Source organism: Bauldia sp., assembly GCF_965232525.1.
Classification (GTDB): domain Bacteria; phylum Pseudomonadota; class Alphaproteobacteria; order Rhizobiales; family Kaistiaceae; genus Bauldia.
In genome coordinates, this window is the sequence record NZ_OZ246980.1 from 241,755 (window position 1) to 257,627 (window position 15,873).

A 15,873-nucleotide genomic window follows, 5' to 3' on the forward strand; every position below is an offset into this window, starting at 1 on the left:
ACCATGCCCGGAGCCACGAGCGTCGCGACCGACACCGGGCTGGCGGGCGCGTCGGCAAGGTGTCGCGGCGGCGTCGCGGGCGATGGCGCGGCCTGTCGCGTGGGCGTCGTCAGGCGTCGGCGGTGGACCGCAGCGGCAACTCGGGCGGGCCGTCGCTGTTCGCCGGCCGGCCAGTCGGTGGCCCTTTCGCTCCCTCCTCCGGCGCCTCGATCTCCACGGCGCGGATACCGTTGCCGCGCTTGGTGATCTTGCCGCTGGAAATTTCGATCTGCTCTATGTCCTTGTTCGCTTGGGCGAAATGGGTCTTGAGCCGCTGCACCCGATCGTCCAGCCGGTCGACGTCCTCCATCAGCCGGATGACCTCGTGCTGGATCACATGCGCCTGCTCGCGCATCCGCGCGTCGCGCACCAGCGACATCATCACCTGCACCGACAGCATCAGCAGCGACGGCGACACGATCACCACCCGCGCCCGATGCGCACGCTGGATAACGTCTTCAAATCGTTCATGAATATCGGCGAAGATTGACTCTGACGGGACGAACATGAACGCCGTTTCGTGGGTCTCGCCGACGATGTGATAGCGCTCGGCGATATCCTGGACGTGCTTGATCGTATCGCGACGGAAGCGGGTTTCCGCCGCCTTGACCGCGTCCGGATTGTCGCCACTGCGGATCGCGTTCCAGGCTTCCAGCGGGAACTTGGCGTCGATCACCAGACACGGCGCATCGTTGGGAAAGAGCACGGTGCAGTCGGGTCGCGTCCCGTTCGACAGCGTCGGCTGGAACGCATAAGCGCTCTGCGGCAAGCCGTCCTGAATGATCGCCTGCATCCGCGCCTCGCCGAACGCGCCCCGGGTCTGCTTGTTGGCAAGAACGTGTTGAAGTTCAACGACTTGGCTCGACAACGTGGTGATGTTCTGCTGCGCCTTGTCGATCACCGCCAGCCGCTCGGCCAGCCGCGACAGGTTCTTGTGGGTGTGACGGGTGGCGTCGAGCATCGACTGGCCGAGCTTGTTGCCGAGCCCGTCCATCCGCTCCGACAGCCCCTTGACTAGGTCCGACTGGCGCGACCCGAACACCTCGGCGATGGTCTGCATCCGCCCCTGCATTTCGGTCTGGGCGCGCAGCAATTCCGCCACCTGCCGCTCGAACCCGGCATTGCGATCGGCCCGCGCTGCCGCCCGCCGCCAAGCGATCAGCAACACCGCGACCAGGGCAATGACCGCGACGAGACCCACAAGAGCCAGGACGAGGCCAAGGGTGACCGGCCGGTCGCCGATGGTGAAAAGGACTTCGGTCATCCGCGAAGTTTAGCCGATTCGGCCGCCAGGGACAAAACAGGAACGATCAGGCGGCCGAGCAATCGACGCGTCCCTTGACCCACCGACCTCAGCGATCGCCGTCGTCGACCGCCGGCTTCACGTGTTTGGGCTTGCGCCGATAGGCATCCTTGCCCTTTTCGACCTTGGGCTTGAACGGCCCCGTGCCCAGTGCCCGGGCGTGCGGATTGCGCGGGGGCTTGGCGGCGGCCGGCGTCTTCGGCATTTTCCGTTTTGACATCGGTGTCAGGCACCGCGGGCCGGTTGACCGCTCGCGCCGCCTCTCATATCTGAACCTCCGTGACAAAGCTCGATATCATTACCCTTCCGGACAAGAAACTCCGTCTGGTCAGCGACCCGGTCGAAACCGTCGATGACGATGTCCGCCGGTTCCTCGATGAGATGCTGGAAACCATGTACGAGGCGCCGGGCATCGGCCTTGCCGCGATTCAGGTCGGCGTCCCCCGGCGGATTGTGGTCTGCGATGTCGCCAAGCGCGAGGACGAGGACGCCGATCCCGACCCGATGTTCCTGATCAATCCGGAGATCCTGTCGTCCTCGGACGAGCGGGTGGTCCGCGAGGAAGGATGCCTGTCGATCCCCGACTACTTCGCCGACGTCGAACGCCCCGACGAGGTCCGTGTGCGCTATCTCGATCGCGACGGCAAGCGCCAGGAGATCGATGCCAAGGGCGTTCTCGCCACCTGCCTTCAGCACGAGATCGATCATCTCAACGGCAAGCTGTTCATCGACTATCTGTCGAAGCTCCGGCGCGACATGGTGATCCGTAAGTTCACCAAGCAGGCGAAGCAGACCCCGGCGAAGACCACGGTCTGACTGAGGGCCGCGGCCGCATGGTCGCGCTTGCGACCCCCTTGGGGTTCGCGTATGCCCGCGGCTATCCCTTCACTGCGGTTTCTCGCCTTCCATGTCCCTTCGCATCGTGTTCTTCGGCACACCGGCCTTCGCCGTCCCGACCCTCACCGAGATCATCGGCCAGGGGCACGAGGTCGCAGCGGTCTATACGCAACCGCCGCGCGCCGCCGGGCGGGGTCTTTCCACCCGCAGGTCGCCGGTTCACGAAACCGCCGAGATGTTCGCGATTCCTGTCGAAACGCCGCGTACGCTAAAGGACGAGGCGATCCAGGCCGGTATCGCCGACATTGGGGCCGATGTCGGTGTCGTGGTGGCTTATGGTCTGATCCTGCCGCCCGCTGTGCTCACCGCACCGACCCATGGCTGCCTGAACCTGCATGCCTCCCTGCTGCCGCGCTGGCGCGGCGCGGCGCCGATCGCTCGCGCGATCATGGCCGGCGATACCGAGACCGGCGTCATGGTGATGCAGATGGACGAAGGCCTCGACACCGGGCCGGTGGCGATGGCGGAGCGGGTGGCGATCGGCGCCGACACCACGGCCGGCGAGTTGACCGAAACCCTGGCCCGGCTTGGTGGAGATTTGATGGTGCGGGCGCTGGCGGCGCTGTCCCGCGGCGGCCTCGACCTGGTTCAGCAGTCCGCCGATGGCGTCACCTATGCGCGCAAGATCGACAAGGCCGAGACCCGCATCGACTGGTCGAAGCCGGCCGCCGAGGTCCACGGCCATATCCGTGGCCTGTCGCCCGAGCCCGGCGCCTGGTTCGAGGGGACCTTCGGCAAGAAACCCGAACGCATCCGGGTCCTTCGGGCCGAACGCGCATCGGGAGACGGACTACCCGGGACGATCCTCGGCGACAACCTGACCATAGCGTGCGGCAGCGGCGCGATACGCCTGACCGAACTCCAGCGGGCGGGCAAACAGCCGGTCAGTTCGGAAGCGTTTCTGCGGGGCGTGCGCCAGATGCCGGAGACTCTGGCGTAGATGCCGGGCGATTGTCCCCAAGGAAATGGGCATAGCCCCGCGCGCTGCTGGTTGTCTCAAACCAGCCTTTCTTGAAGAGGTCGGGGCGTGCCGCGACCAGATGACGAATGCGCTCGGCGATCTCCGGCTCGTAGTCGACAAACTCGAGCCAGGTGACGATCCCGTCGATGTGCTTGCTCTCTTCGTCGTCGACCTCGATCTCACGAGATTCGACTGGCGAGATGTTGCGCATCACGCGATCGCCGCGAATGATGTGAGTGAGAAACGTGTCGACGATTGCCGCGACCAGGGGCTCGGGGACGTCGTATCCTTCAGAGTAGGCGCGATAGACGAACGGAACGGTTTGCGAGGCCTTCCAGATTCGCTCCGAATATTCGCGCCCGTTCGGGCCGATCGTCTGATCGGCGAAGTACGGAAAGTACTTCCAGTGAACCGTTCCGTCCTCGGCGGTCTGTACACCCCGCTCGAAGACATCCGCGATGCGATCAACCTCGGCGCGCGTCGCTGGGTCATCATCGAGCGCGGCGAAGTGGATGAGAACGCTGGCGAGTGTGTGGATGTGGTTGGTCGCTTCGGGACCCTCCGTCATCGGCCGCTCATACCAGCATCCGTCCAGTCCCTCGACGTTGACGCAATCCTCCGCGAACTCTGCGACTGCTTCTCGCGCTGCGGTGAGAAAAACATCCGCGGTCGGCCGATAAGCGGCTAATGCGGGATCGGCGCTGACCATCCGCGCGAATTTCGCCGGCGCCAGCGCGATCCGGGCGGCGTGGGTGACATGCGCCACCCACTGCCTGTCCTCTCGCCCGAACCAGCCGGCGACCGGGCGCTCTTCGCCCCAGCTCTTCATCACTCGGCCATGATGCTCATCGAACCGGTCGTGCTTGTCGTCGCGGTAGCTCAGGACTTCGGTGAAGTAATCGACGAACAGATCGAGAAACCGTGTGTCTCCAGTCCGCTCATAGGCGGTGAGGGCGGTCTCGGACAGGTAGCCGCCGCGCCAGGCCAGTATGGCTGAGGAGCCCTTCGCCTCGTACCGCTCAAAGACCGTCGCGACCTGCCGCTCCAGGAAATCGTGGAGCACGTTCTCGTTGAAGGACGTGGAAACAAGTTGGTACCGGGCCTCCGCCGCGGTGCTCCTCTCAGCGCCCGGAACCAGGCATTCGATATCCGCTATAGTCGCGGGAGGGTCGCCGTTGTCGAGGGCCTTGAGAACCGCCTGATAGGTCTTGAGGGCCTTTCCGGGCGCCAGCGCCGTTTCGCAGGAATCCGCCGCGACCGCGGCCTGAACGCACCAAAGCGCGGCCACCGCCCACAAAGGAAAGCGCAGGACCCGATACCGATTCACGCTAGCAGAACTCCGTTCACTCTTTTGACGCGCGACACCAGCCGCGCGCGCCCGAAGATGCCTGCTCCGAGCGACAATATCGAATTGAAGCCGGCCACGCGCTGCGGCGCTGCGCCGCCCGAAGCAAAATCTGTCGTTGAGCGCAGGTCGCATCCATCATAACTCACCGTCAATGCCCCGCTACAAGCTCACCATCGAATATGACGGCACCCCCTTCGTCGGCTGGCAGCGGCAAGCGAACGGCCGCGGCGTGCAGCAGGCACTGGAGGAGGCTGCCGCACGTTTCACCGGCGAGCCGGTTGTGGTCAAGGGCGCCGGCAGGACCGACGTCGGTGTTCACGCCCTCGGACAGGTCGCCCATCTCGACCTGACCCGGGATTGGCCGACCGATACCGTCCGGGACGCCCTGAACGCCCATCTCGGAGACGATCCGATCGTCGTGCTGGAAGCGGCTATCGTCGATGACGCCTTCGACGCCCGCTTCTCGGCGACCGCGCGCCACTACCTCTATCGCCTGACCGATCGGCGCGCACGACCGGCACTCGAACGCGATCGGGTCTGGTGGGTGTCGTCGCGGCTTGACGATGGCGCGATGGCCGAAGCGGCAACGGCACTGATCGGCAGGCATGACTTCACAACGTTTCGCGCCGCCCAGTGCCAGGCGAAGTCGCCGGTTCGCACCCTCGACCGGCTCGACGTGGTGCGCGACGGTGATCGCATCGTGGTCCGCGCCTCGGCGCGCTCCTTCCTGCACAGCCAGGTGCGCTCGATGGTCGGAACGCTGAAGAAGGTCGGCGACGGCAGTTGGCCGATCGAGTCGGTCGCAGAGGTGCTGGCGGCGCGGGATCGGCGGCGTGCGGGACCGGTTGCCCCGGCGCACGGTCTTTACCTTGCCGCCGTCGACTATTGACGCCGACCCGGGCATCAACCGAACAGCAGGTCTATCCCGGAGCTGATGGTCAGGCTGAGGCCGACGTCGAGGGCGACGATACCGACGGCGAAGCCGGGACCGATTTCCAGGGTCCGCCGGGCGACGATGTAGCTGTAGCGGAGCATCACCAGCAGGATGATGAACATCAGGAAGTTGGTCGCCACCGGTCCGATCAGACCCAGCAGCAGAAGCACGGCAACGACCCCGGTCGGGGCAATCGCCACCACCGACGCCCAGTTTCGCGCGACGATGAACGCTCCGTAGCGCGCCGCGATGCCGAGCTGGCCGGCGATGACAGCCAGGACGATCGGCAGGGCGATCCACTCAAGTACGAGCGCGACGGCGCCTGCCGCCAGGTTCGGCGAAGGCGCCTCGTCGGTCACCGCGGTGGCCATGATCGGCTCGGCGACGACGAACGCGAAATAAGCCGGTATCACCAGAATGATGGCGCGAAACGAGCGCCAGAAACCGTCGACGCTGAAATCGAACCACTGCAGCGCGTCGCCGCGATCGAGGAACAAGGCCCAGGCGCCGGTCAGCGACCTTTCGACTTCGGAGCGCTCAAGCATCGCCGGCGGCCCCGAAGAAGCGTCGCAGAAAGCCCTCGTAGATCGAGGTGAGCGCGGAGAGTTCGGCGAGCGGCACGCGCTCGTCGATCTGGTGCATGGTGGTTCCGACCAGGCCGAACTCCGCCACCGGACAGACGGCCTTGAAGTGCCGGGCGTCGGACGTGCCGCCACCGGTCGACAGATCCGGCGTTACCGCGGTTTCCGCCTCGATCGCAGCGGTCAGCGCCGAGGTCAGGGGTCCGGGCCCGGTGAGGAAGCAGGCGCTCACCGGACGCACGATGTCGAGCGTGAAGTCGCGGCCGCCGGCGGCGTCGGCGAGTTCATGATGAATACGATCGCGAAGCGAGTCGGCAGTCCACCGGTCGTTGAAGCGCACGTTGAAACGGGCGGTGGCCTCCGCCGGAATGACGTTGAACGCCGGATTGCCGACATCGACGCTGGTAACCTCCAGATTGGACGGCTGGAAATCCTCGCTCCCCTCGTCAAGTTCGATGGTGGCAAGTCGATTGACCAGCTTGATGAGCACCGGCACCGGATTGTCGGCATGATGGGGATAGGCCACGTGGCCTTGCCGACCGGCGACCCGGACCGTTCCCGAAAGGCTGCCGCGGCGGCCGATCTTGATGGTATCGCCGAGGCGCGCCCTGCTGGTCGGCTCGCCGACCAGCGCGGCGTCGAACCGATTGCCCTGGTTCAGCGCCCAGTCAAGCAGTTTGACCGTCCCGTTGATCGATGGCCCTTCTTCATCGCCGGTGATCAGCAGGGAAAGCGTTCCGGGTGGTGTGCCGCCATCGTCGAGGAATCGCGAGGCAGCGGCAACGAAGGCCGCGATCCCGCCCTTCATGTCGACCGCGCCGCGACCGTAGAGCACGCCATCCGCCACGTCGGCGGCGAACGGCGGGTGCTGCCATAGATGCTCGTCACCCGGCGGGACCACGTCGGTGTGGCCCGAGAACACCAGATGCGGCGCGCCGTCGCCGATCCGGGCGAACAGGTTCTCCACGTCCGGGGTCCCGGGCTCGGAGAACACCAACCGCTCGGTCGTGAAGCCAAGCCCGTTCAGCACATCGTCGAGATACGGCAACGCTCCGCCGTCCGCCGGGGTGACGGACGGGCAGGCCACCAGTGCCTTGAGACAGGCGGCGGGATCGATCACGGACGTGGACATGAACAGCGCCTACCCCCTCGCACGCACCGGCGCGGCCGCAACTCCTGAACCACCACGCAGATGTCGCCCGGAATCAGGCATGACCGTGGCGAAGACGGATGAACCTATACTAGTCGCGCAGTAGATCGTTGATCGACGTCTTGGCCCGCGTGCGCTCGTCGACCTTCTTGACGATGACCGCGCAGTAGAGCGAGGGCCCCCAGTTTTGGCCCGGCACCGGCTTGCCGGGCAGGCTGCCCGACACCACCACCGAATAGGGCGGCACCTTGCCCATGTGAACCTCACCGGTGGCGCGATCGACAATCTTGGTCGAGGCGCCGATGAACACGCCCATCGAGATCACCGACCCCTCGCCGACGATGACGCCCTCGACCACCTCCGATCGTGCGCCGATGAAGCAGTTGTCCTCGATGATCGTTGGACCGGCCTGAAGCGGCTCCAGAACGCCGCCGATGCCCACACCGCCGGACAAGTGCACGTTCTTGCCGATCTGCGCACACGATCCCACCGTCGCCCACGTATCCACCATGGTGCCGGAGTCGACATGGGCACCGAGATTGACGAAGGACGGCATCAGCACGACGCCGGGCGCGATATAGGCGGAGTGGCGGACAATGCAGCTCGGGACGGCGCGGAACCCGGCCGCCTCGAAATCCGGGGACGACCAGCCTTCGAACTTGGACGGCACCTTGTCCCACCAATGGGCGCCACCCGGCCCGCCACCGATCGGCTGCATAGGATTTAGCCGAAACGACAGCAGCACCGCTTTCTTCAGCCACTGATTGACGACCCATTCCCCGCCCTTCTTCTCGGCGACGCGGGCCTCGCCGCGATCCAGCGCATCGAGCGCCATAGTCACCGCTTCGCGGACCGGACCGGTCGTGTCGGCGGAGATCTTGTCACGATCGTCAAACGCAGCATCTATCGTCGGTTGCAGGGTGGCGATATCGGTCATCATGTCCTCGAAAAGCGCGGGCAAGCGCCGGAACCTAGGCGAACACCGCCCTATGCGCAATCGGGCCGCAGGCCCCCGCCCCGACAAGCCTCACCGCCCGTCGCATACGGTCCGACAGTGCGCGGCCCAACGTCGCGATCAGGCGCCGCGATACCTACTGGTATAATGTGTATAACATGTGCCATAGTGATCGGGCGATGAGCCGCGCCGGCTCGGTCGCGGGTTCGCATGAGGAGAGCCGGCGCTGCAAACCAAGGACAAGAGGGAGTGAAATCGAATGAAGGGAATCAAGGGGATACTGGCCGCGTCGGCTATCGCGTTCGCTGGAATCGGCGCAAACTCTGGCGCCTCCGCGGCAACCGTGTGTTTCGCCTTCCAGGATCTGGAGACGGAGTTCTGGGTTGCCGGCCACACCGCCATCACCCGCACGCTGACCGAGGCGGGCCACACGGTCATCGAGCGCAACGCCAATGAAGACGCCAACCGGCAGCTCGAACAGGTGCGCGACTGCATTGCTCAAGGTGTCGACGGTATCATCATCATTCCGCAAGACGGCGAGAGCGCGGTCACCATCGTCGCCGAGGCGCAGGACAATGACGTGCCGATCGCGGTGTTCAACCGACCGCCGTCCGATCTGAGCAAGGGCCTGATCGTGGTCGCGGACAACGAGACCATCGCCCAGCAGGCCGTCGAGTTCCTCGCCCAGAAGGCGATCGCCCGGTTCGAGATCACCGGCGAGAAGCTGACGCCGCTGATCATAGTCGGCGATCTTGGCGATCCGAACGCGGTCGGCCGCAAGAACGGCTTCTACAACGTGATGAACAAGTACCCGGACTACTTCAACACGCCGATCGAAGTGGCCTCAGAGTGGGACGCCGCCACCGCGCTCGCCAATCTGGAAGCCGCGGTCACCGCCAATCCGCAGATCGACCTCCTGTTCACCTCGTCGGACTTCCTGTTCCCGACGATCCGGTCCGTGTTCGAGCCGCGCGGCATGTGGGTGCCGGCCGGCCAGCAGGGCCACGTGATCATGGGCGGCCTCGACGGTGATGCCACCGCCTGCCGCCTGCTCAAGGAGGGCTACATCGACTCGACTGGCGTGCAGGACCTGTTCTTCGAAGCCGAGGCAGCGTTAACCGCCATCCTCACCGCCATCGAGGCCGGCGAAACCCAGCCCAACGCGGTGATCGAGGACCCGGGCTTCGCCTTGACCGCCGGCAACATCGACATGCGCGAGATGGACATGTGGGGTTGCGTGCTTCTGGCCGAAGGCTTCCTCGACCAGTAAGTATTCGTTCCTCCGAGCGTTCGGGTCGGCCTCGCAAGGGGCCGGCCCGAATGTGAACCAGAGAGCCCCGGGAAACGCGCATGGCCGCTGCAGGTGATCAGGCGGCGGGCGGTTTGGCGAGCCGGATCGGGCAAACCGCCGTCCGTTTGTTCCTGTCCGACTATTTCGTCCTCTACCTGTCGCTTGCCTATTTTCTCGTTCTCGTCCCCTTCCTGCCGACCCTCTACAATCCGGCGAACATCGCCAATGTGCTGTCGAACATGTGGCCGTTGCTGGCGGTCGCGGTCGGCCAGACCTTCGTTCTGACCATCGCCGGCATCGACCTGTCGCAAGGCTCGGTGGTCGGCTTCACCAGCGTCGTCGCCGCGGCGTTGCTGGCGACGACCGCCTCGCCCGACGTTCTGTCGAACGCCCCGATCTGGGGTGTGCTGATCGACGAAAGCGGCGGACTGCTGCATGGCGTGCCCGGCGCCCTCATCATCGGCATCGCGATCACCCTGGTGGCCGGCACCTTCATCGGCATGCTGAACGGCCTTGGCGTCGCCGTGTTCCGGATGCCGCCGTTCATGGTCACGCTGGTCGCGATGATCACCATTTCGGCGCTCGGCATCTACCTGACCCAGTCGGAGAATATCCGCCACCTCCCCGAGGCCTACATCGAGCTCGGCAAGGGCGACATCGTCTCGGTGTATCTCGGCGAGCAGGACGAACCGCGGATCCCGCGCCGCGAGATCTACTCGCTGATCACCTACCCGATGATCATCTCGGTGCTGCTGGCGCTGATGGCCCACGTCCTCCTCAACCGCACCGTCTTCGGCCGCTACGTCTTCGCCATTGGCACCAATCGGAAGGCCGCCGAGATCTCCGGTGTGCCGGTGCGCCGCGTCATCACCCAGGTCTTCATGATCTCGGCGTTCTGCGCCACGGTCGGCGCCATCCTGTTCTCCGCCCGCCTCGAAGCCGGCCGACCGACGCTGGGCGACGGCAACTTCCTGCTCGACGTGATCGGCGCCACCGTCATCGGCGGCACCAGCCTGTTCGGCGGCAAGGGCAAGATCAAATGGACCGTATTCGGGGTCTTGTTCTTCGTGCTGTTGTCGAACAGCCTCAACCTCATGAACCTGTCCGCCTTCACCATCGACATGGTCAAGGGTAGCGTCATCCTCGTCGCCGCCCTCCTCGACGTGCTGCGCTCGCGGCTGGTCACTGTGGGGTCGAAATGAGCCCGCTGATCGAAACCATCGACATCACCCGCGCGTTCTTCGGCGTGCCGGCGGTGAAGAACCTATCGCTGCAGGTCGAAGAGGGTGCCGTGCTCGGCCTGATCGGCGAAAACGGCGCGGGCAAGTCGACGCTCATGAACATGATCGGCGGGGTCCTGCCGCCGACCTCCGGCGAGATGCGCTACCGGGGCGAACCGTACGCGCCGCGCAGCGCCGCCGACGCGACCGAGCGCGGCATCGCCTTCATCCATCAGGAACTGAACCTCTTCACCAACCTGTCGGTCGCCGAGAACATCTATATCGACGGATTCCCGACCCGCCTCGGACTCGTCGATCGGTCGGCGATCAACAAGCGCTCGAAGGACCTTTTGGATCGTCTCGAGCTCGACGTGTCGCCGAACGCGGTGATCGATCAGCTTCCGCCCGGCGAGCGTCAGCTCGTCGAGATCGCCAAGGCGCTCCATCGCGACGCTGAGCTGATCATCTTCGACGAGCCGACGACATCGCTGACACCACGGGAAACCGCGCGGCTGTTCGAGACCATCCGGCGGCTGCAGCAAAGCGGCAAGACGATCATCTACATCTCCCACATCCTCGGTGACATCAAAGCGCTGAGCAGCCATATCGCGGTACTGCGCGACGGCGAACTGGTCGGTGGCGGACCGGCGGGCGACTTCGACGTCCCGGCGATGATCCGCCTGATGATCGGCCGCGACCTCGCTGGCATGTTCCCGGAGCGCAGCGGCCAACCGAGCGCGGACGAGGTTCTCTCCGTCGACGGCCTGTCGCAGCCGGGAATCGTCGAGAATGTAGGCATGCGCGTGCACCGCGGGGAGATTCTCGGCCTGTTCGGGCTAATGGGCTCCGGCCGCAGCGAACTGGCCCGCATTCTGTTCGGCATCGATGGCTTCGAGACCGGCACGATCCGCCTCAACGGCGAGGTCATGAAAAGCCGCGGCATCGGCGACAGGATCGCGCGCGGCATGGCCTTCGTGACCGAGAACCGGCGCGAGGAAGGGCTGCTGATGGATTCGACCATCGCCGAAAATCTCAGCCTGGTCGCCATCGAGGATTTCGGCCGCGGCCCCCTCGACCTGCTCGACACCACCACGCTTGAGCAGCGCACCGAAGCGATCCGGGACGAGACCCAGATCAAGGCCGGCGACATCGCTACCCAGCCGGCGAAGTCGCTGAGCGGCGGCAATCAGCAGAAGGTGGTGATCGGCAAATGGCTCCTCAGCGATCCACGGCTGTTCATCATGGATGAGCCGACCCGCGGCGTGGACGTCGGCGCCAAATACGAGATCTACAGCCTCGCCGACCGCATGGCCGCGAACGGCAACGGCATCCTGTTCATCTCCTCGGAGCTGGAGGAACTGATGGGCATGTGCGACCGCATCGCCGTCATGAGCCGTGGCGAGATCATGGGCGAATTCAGCCGCGACGCGTTTTCCGAGCCCGCGATTCTCAGCATGGCGTTTGGAGAGTCGACCGATGGCTAACCGCCCGTTCGAGCAGGCCATTACGCTGCTCACGCGTCACGCGACCCTACTGATCTTCGTTGGCATCCTGGTCTATTTCGGGGTTCAGTCGCTGGGCTTCCTCAGCCCGGAGAACCTCTCCAACGTGGTGAAGCAGGCCTCGTTCATCGGCATCGTTGCCGTCGGCATGGTGTTCGTGTTGCTCACCGCCGGTATCGATCTCTCGGTCGGCTCGGTGATGTATCTGGCGCCGTTGATCGCCGGCATCCTCATCCGCGACTACGGCATCGGTGTCTATGTCGGTCTCGCCGTCGCGATCTTCGCCGGCGCGCTGATGGGGGCGATCAACGCCTTTCTCGTCGTCGTTCTGCGCATCATTCCGTTCATCGTCACGTTGTCGACGCTGTTCTTCTTCCGCGGCTTCGGAACCTTCCTCACCGGCTCGCGGGCGCTCGACTTCCCGGACGAAGTCCGGGAGTTCGGCCTCTCCAACGTCTTCGGCATCCCGATCCCGATCATCATCTTCGCCCTGGTGGCGATCGCCGGCCATATCGTCCTGTCGCGCACCACCTTCGGACGTCAGGTCTATGCCACTGGCAACGACCCCGAGGCGGCCCGCAAGGCCGGCATCAACACCGCCTTCGTGCGGGCGCGGGTCTACGTCATCTGCTCCGCCTGCGCCGGTCTCGGCGGCTATATCCTGATCGCCCAGATCGGCCGCCTTGACACCGCCTTCGGCGAGGGCCGCGAGTTCGACGTGATCGCCGCGGCCGTGCTCGGCGGCGCCAGCCTGTTCGGCGGCATGGGCACGGCGTTCAGCGCGGTGATCGGCGCGACGATGATCCAGCTGGTCAAGACCGGCTTAGTCTACACCGGCGTCAATCTCTACCTGCAGCCGATGATGCAGGGCGGCATCATCCTCCTCGCCGTCTTCCTCGACAGCATCCGCGAGATCCGGATCGAGGAGATAAAGCGCCGCTTCATTCGGCCGTTGAAGCCGCCGTCGTGACGGTGCGCCCCGCGGGCAACTGCTCAGGCGCCCTCACCTGAGAGCTCGCGGCGCCAGACTGCCAGCTTGTCGATCCGCCGCCCGTCCATGTCGACCACCTCGATGGTCAGGCCCGGCCGCTCGTACCGGTCACCGGTGTTCGGCAAGCGGCCCATCACGGACAGCATGTACCCGGCAACCGTCTCGAAGTCCGTGTCGGCGGCGAGACCGCGGATGCCGACCAGATCCTCGAACTCATCGATCGGCATCAGCCCTTCGACCAGCCACGACCCGTCGGGGCGCAGCACATAGTCGGGCTCCGCCGGTTCGCCATGCTCCGGCATGTCGCCGGCGATGGCTTCGAGAACGTCGGTTGACGCGACAATCCCTTCGGTCGATCCGTATTCATCGACGATCAGCGCGATGTGGACGCCCTCGCGGCGCATCAGATCGATCAGCCGCAGGACCGTCACCCGATCGTTGACGACCAGCGGCGTCGCCGTCAACGCATCGAGATCGATCGCCGAGTCCCTGAGCGCCACCGCCAGGATATCGCGAGCATCGACGAAACCGATCGGCTGGTCGATGTCCCCATCGCAGACCAGAAGCCGGGTGTGCCCGCCGATCTCTACGCCTTGGAGCAGGTCCTCGCGGCCGGCCGCCCGGTCGATCCAGACGATCTCCGCCCGTGGCGTCATGATCACCCGCACCGACCGATCGGCCAAACGCAGTACGCCATCGATCATGTCGCGCTCCTGCGGCGCGAAGATGCCGGCCTGGGTTCCGTCGGCGATCAGCGACTTGACCTCCTGCTCCGACACCACCGTTTCGCGGGTGCCGAGAAGACCGAGCGGACGGAGCACCGCGTCAGTCGAATGGCGCAGCACCCAGACCGCCGGCGTCGCCAGACGCGACAGCAGCATCATCGGCCCCGCGACACGGACGGCAGCCTTTTCCGGATTGGACAGCGCAATCCGCTTCGGCACCAGTTCGCCGATGATCAGCGACACATAGGCGATCGCCACCACGACAACGGTGACCGCGATCGGATCGCCGTTCGGCGCGATCCACGGCACCCGGTCGAGCGCCGCGCCCAGCCGCGTCGCAATCGTGGCACCACCGAAGGCGCCGGCGACGATGGCGACCACCGTGATGCCGATCTGCACCGTCGACAGGAACCGGCTCGGATCGTCGACAAGGGCGAGCGCCGTTCGGGCGCCGCGACTGCCCTCGGTGGCCATCGCCTCCAGGCGAAAGCGCCGCGACGAGACGATCGCCAGCTCCGACAACGCTAGCAGGCCGTTGAGCAGTGTCAGGGCGAGGATGATCGCGATTTCGACGATGAGCATTTCAATGTCCAAGGTCGAGCAGGAACCCGTCCGGCGTCATCATCGCGGCGGTTGGCTGGCGATTGTGGCCTTGGCCGCCTCAATCCGCGCCAGAGACAACGCGATCCGCGGCCGTCGCTGCTCGGGCGCCGCCTCGACCCATGCCAGCAGGGCATCGCGCACCGCCGACAGTATCTGGCGATGGTCGTCCAGGGAGGGGTCGTTCGATGCCGGCTTCACAAGCACCATATCGGCACCCGCGTCGACGGCGGCAACAGCCGCCTCGGCCATCGCGCGCGCCTCGCCAAGGACGGCCGGCGTCTGCAACGTGTCGGTCATCACCAAGCCGTCCCAGCCATACGCATCGCGCAGTAACCGATAAGCGTTCGGGGCCAGCGTGGCCGGTACCGTGCAGGCCGGATCGCTCTCCGGGCAGGTCAGGCCCGGGACCATCGCATTCGACATCATCACGCCACTCGCCTCGTAGTACTGGTCGACCGAACGCTCGTACGGGACGAGATCGCGACGCACCAGATCGGCAAGCGGCGGCGACCGCGCCGGGTCGTCGTCGGTGTTTGCGGTCACGGAACCGAGGCCGGGGAAGTGCTTGACGATCGTCGCCACCCGGCCGCCGCTGCCTGATCGGATCCCGCGCGAAAAGGCCGCGGCCCAGGCGGCCACTCTGTTTGGATCGTCCGCGAAGGTTCGATCGCCGAGCGCCGACGCCGCGCTCGTGCCGTCCGAAACGCCAAGCACCGGGGCGAGGTCGACGGTGACATTAAGCACCGCCAGTGCGCGGCCGATGTCCTCCGCATGGGCGGCGGTCTCATCCTCCGTCCAGCGCGCGCCCATCAGGTGCGCACTGCGAAGGAACGGCAGGTAGTGGGCGCCGTCTTCCCAGCCATGGTCGGGACAGGTCCAGGAGGTCGAGGAATTGGGATGGTTCGCCCGATAACCGGCAATCGGCCCGAGGCTCGTACAGCCGATCCACGTGGCGTCGTGATCGTACCACCAGTCGGCTGCGATCTGGACACGACCGCCCTCCTCGTTGACGGCAACCAACGGCTGGAGGCCGTCCAGGCCAACCACGCTTCGCACCGCGGCGAAGTCCGGATCGAGCAGAAGCGCATCATTGTGGTGTTCGACGACAAATCCGCCCAGATCGAAGTCAACCGCGAGACCGGTCATGTCGGCAATCGCCAGCCGATGATCGCCACCCTTGTCGGCTTGGTATCTGTCAACACCGATGTGGAATTCGAGCATCAGCATTTGGCCAATAGCTGACTGCAGCCGATCCGGCGACATCGTTTCGGCGCCATCCGCGGCGAATGCCGGTGGCGCGCCGAGCAAGACGGCGACACCGAGCAAACCCGCCTGAACGCGATCTCGAGTCAGGCGGCGTCTCGAGGCGCCGG

Annotated in this window: 15 protein-coding genes; 7 read left to right on the forward strand and 8 right to left on the reverse strand. The window is 65.5% G+C overall.

Going from position 1 to position 15,873, the window contains the following annotated elements:
• Positions 1–109 precede the first annotated feature (109 nt).
• Together ACO076_RS01145 and ACO076_RS01150 are read right to left on the reverse strand one after the other, a co-directional pair.
• Positions 110–1,303 carry a DNA recombination protein RmuC gene (locus ACO076_RS01145; protein ID WP_421724903.1) on the reverse strand — a complete coding sequence of 398 codons (1,194 nt, stop codon included), beginning with the start codon at positions 1,301–1,303 and terminating at the stop codon, positions 110–112.
• 88 nt (positions 1,304–1,391) lie between these two features.
• Positions 1,392–1,547, reverse strand: coding sequence for a DUF7230 family protein (locus ACO076_RS01150; protein WP_421724904.1), 156 nt, complete (start codon positions 1,545–1,547; stop codon positions 1,392–1,394).
• A 74-nt stretch (positions 1,548–1,621) separates the two neighbouring features.
• On the opposite strand from ACO076_RS01150, the gene def reads away from it, so the two are divergent.
• Both def and fmt read left to right on the forward strand, forming a co-directional pair.
• Positions 1,622–2,158: a peptide deformylase gene (gene def, locus ACO076_RS01155; protein WP_421724905.1), complete on the forward strand. Its 537-nt coding sequence runs from the start codon at positions 1,622–1,624 to the stop codon at positions 2,156–2,158.
• Between the two features lie 91 nt (positions 2,159–2,249).
• Positions 2,250–3,179, forward strand: a complete 930-nt coding sequence (gene fmt / locus ACO076_RS01160; protein ID WP_421724906.1) for a methionyl-tRNA formyltransferase — start codon at positions 2,250–2,252, stop codon at positions 3,177–3,179.
• Here the strand turns inward: fmt and ACO076_RS01165 are convergent.
• Positions 3,124–4,527 carry a hypothetical protein gene (locus ACO076_RS01165; RefSeq protein ID WP_421724907.1) on the reverse strand — a complete coding sequence of 468 codons (1,404 nt, stop codon included), beginning with the start codon at positions 4,525–4,527 and terminating at the stop codon, positions 3,124–3,126. The genes fmt and ACO076_RS01165 overlap by 56 nt on opposite strands.
• A gap of 172 nt (positions 4,528–4,699) precedes the next feature.
• Between ACO076_RS01165 and truA the strand changes: the two genes are divergently transcribed.
• Complete coding sequence (truA, locus tag ACO076_RS01170; RefSeq protein ID WP_421724908.1) at positions 4,700–5,437, forward strand: tRNA pseudouridine(38-40) synthase TruA; 738 nt, start codon at positions 4,700–4,702, stop codon at positions 5,435–5,437.
• 14 nt (positions 5,438–5,451) lie between these two features.
• On the opposite strand, the gene ACO076_RS01175 is transcribed toward truA, so the two are convergent.
• The 3 genes from ACO076_RS01175 to dapD all read right to left on the reverse strand — a co-directional run bounded on the left by ACO076_RS01175 (position 5,452) and on the right by dapD (position 8,153).
• On the reverse strand, positions 5,452–6,027 hold the full coding sequence (locus tag ACO076_RS01175) for a hypothetical protein (RefSeq protein ID WP_421724909.1): 576 nt from the start codon (positions 6,025–6,027) through the stop codon (positions 5,452–5,454).
• Positions 6,020–7,195 carry a succinyl-diaminopimelate desuccinylase gene (dapE, locus tag ACO076_RS01180; protein ID WP_421724910.1) on the reverse strand — a complete coding sequence of 392 codons (1,176 nt, stop codon included), beginning with the start codon at positions 7,193–7,195 and terminating at the stop codon, positions 6,020–6,022. Before dapE ends, ACO076_RS01175 begins: the two co-directional genes overlap by 8 nt.
• Positions 7,196–7,304: 109 nt before the next feature.
• Entirely contained in the window at positions 7,305–8,153 is an 849-nt protein-coding gene (gene dapD, locus ACO076_RS01185) for a 2,3,4,5-tetrahydropyridine-2,6-dicarboxylate N-succinyltransferase (RefSeq protein ID WP_421726645.1), read from the reverse strand.
• Between the two features lie 274 nt (positions 8,154–8,427).
• Here dapD and ACO076_RS01190 point away from each other — a divergent pair, with 274 nt between their 5' ends.
• The 4 genes from ACO076_RS01190 to ACO076_RS01205 all read left to right on the forward strand — a co-directional run bounded on the left by ACO076_RS01190 (position 8,428) and on the right by ACO076_RS01205 (position 13,151).
• On the forward strand, positions 8,428–9,438 hold the full coding sequence (locus ACO076_RS01190; RefSeq protein ID WP_421724911.1) for a sugar ABC transporter substrate-binding protein: 1,011 nt from the start codon (positions 8,428–8,430) through the stop codon (positions 9,436–9,438).
• A gap of 80 nt (positions 9,439–9,518) precedes the next feature.
• Positions 9,519–10,661, forward strand: a complete 1,143-nt coding sequence (locus ACO076_RS01195) for an ABC transporter permease (protein ID WP_421724912.1) — start codon at positions 9,519–9,521, stop codon at positions 10,659–10,661.
• A complete protein-coding gene (locus tag ACO076_RS01200; RefSeq protein ID WP_421724913.1) occupies positions 10,658–12,163 on the forward strand; it encodes a sugar ABC transporter ATP-binding protein in 1,506 nt (501 codons plus the stop codon). The genes ACO076_RS01195 and ACO076_RS01200 overlap by 4 nt, the downstream gene beginning before the upstream one ends.
• Entirely contained in the window at positions 12,156–13,151 is a 996-nt protein-coding gene (locus tag ACO076_RS01205) for an ABC transporter permease (RefSeq protein WP_421724914.1), read from the forward strand. The genes ACO076_RS01200 and ACO076_RS01205 overlap by 8 nt, the downstream gene beginning before the upstream one ends.
• A gap of 23 nt (positions 13,152–13,174) precedes the next feature.
• Here the strand turns inward: ACO076_RS01205 and ACO076_RS01210 are convergent, their stop codons facing one another.
• The gene (locus ACO076_RS01210) at positions 13,175–14,479 is read right to left on the reverse strand and encodes a hemolysin family protein (RefSeq protein ID WP_421724915.1); all 1,305 of its coding nucleotides are present in this window, start codon (positions 14,477–14,479) and stop codon (positions 13,175–13,177) included.
• A gap of 39 nt (positions 14,480–14,518) precedes the next feature.
• Positions 14,519–15,826: a glycoside hydrolase family 3 N-terminal domain-containing protein gene (locus ACO076_RS01215; RefSeq protein ID WP_421724916.1), complete on the reverse strand. Its 1,308-nt coding sequence runs from the start codon at positions 15,824–15,826 to the stop codon at positions 14,519–14,521.
• Between the last annotated feature and the right edge of the window lie 47 nt (positions 15,827–15,873).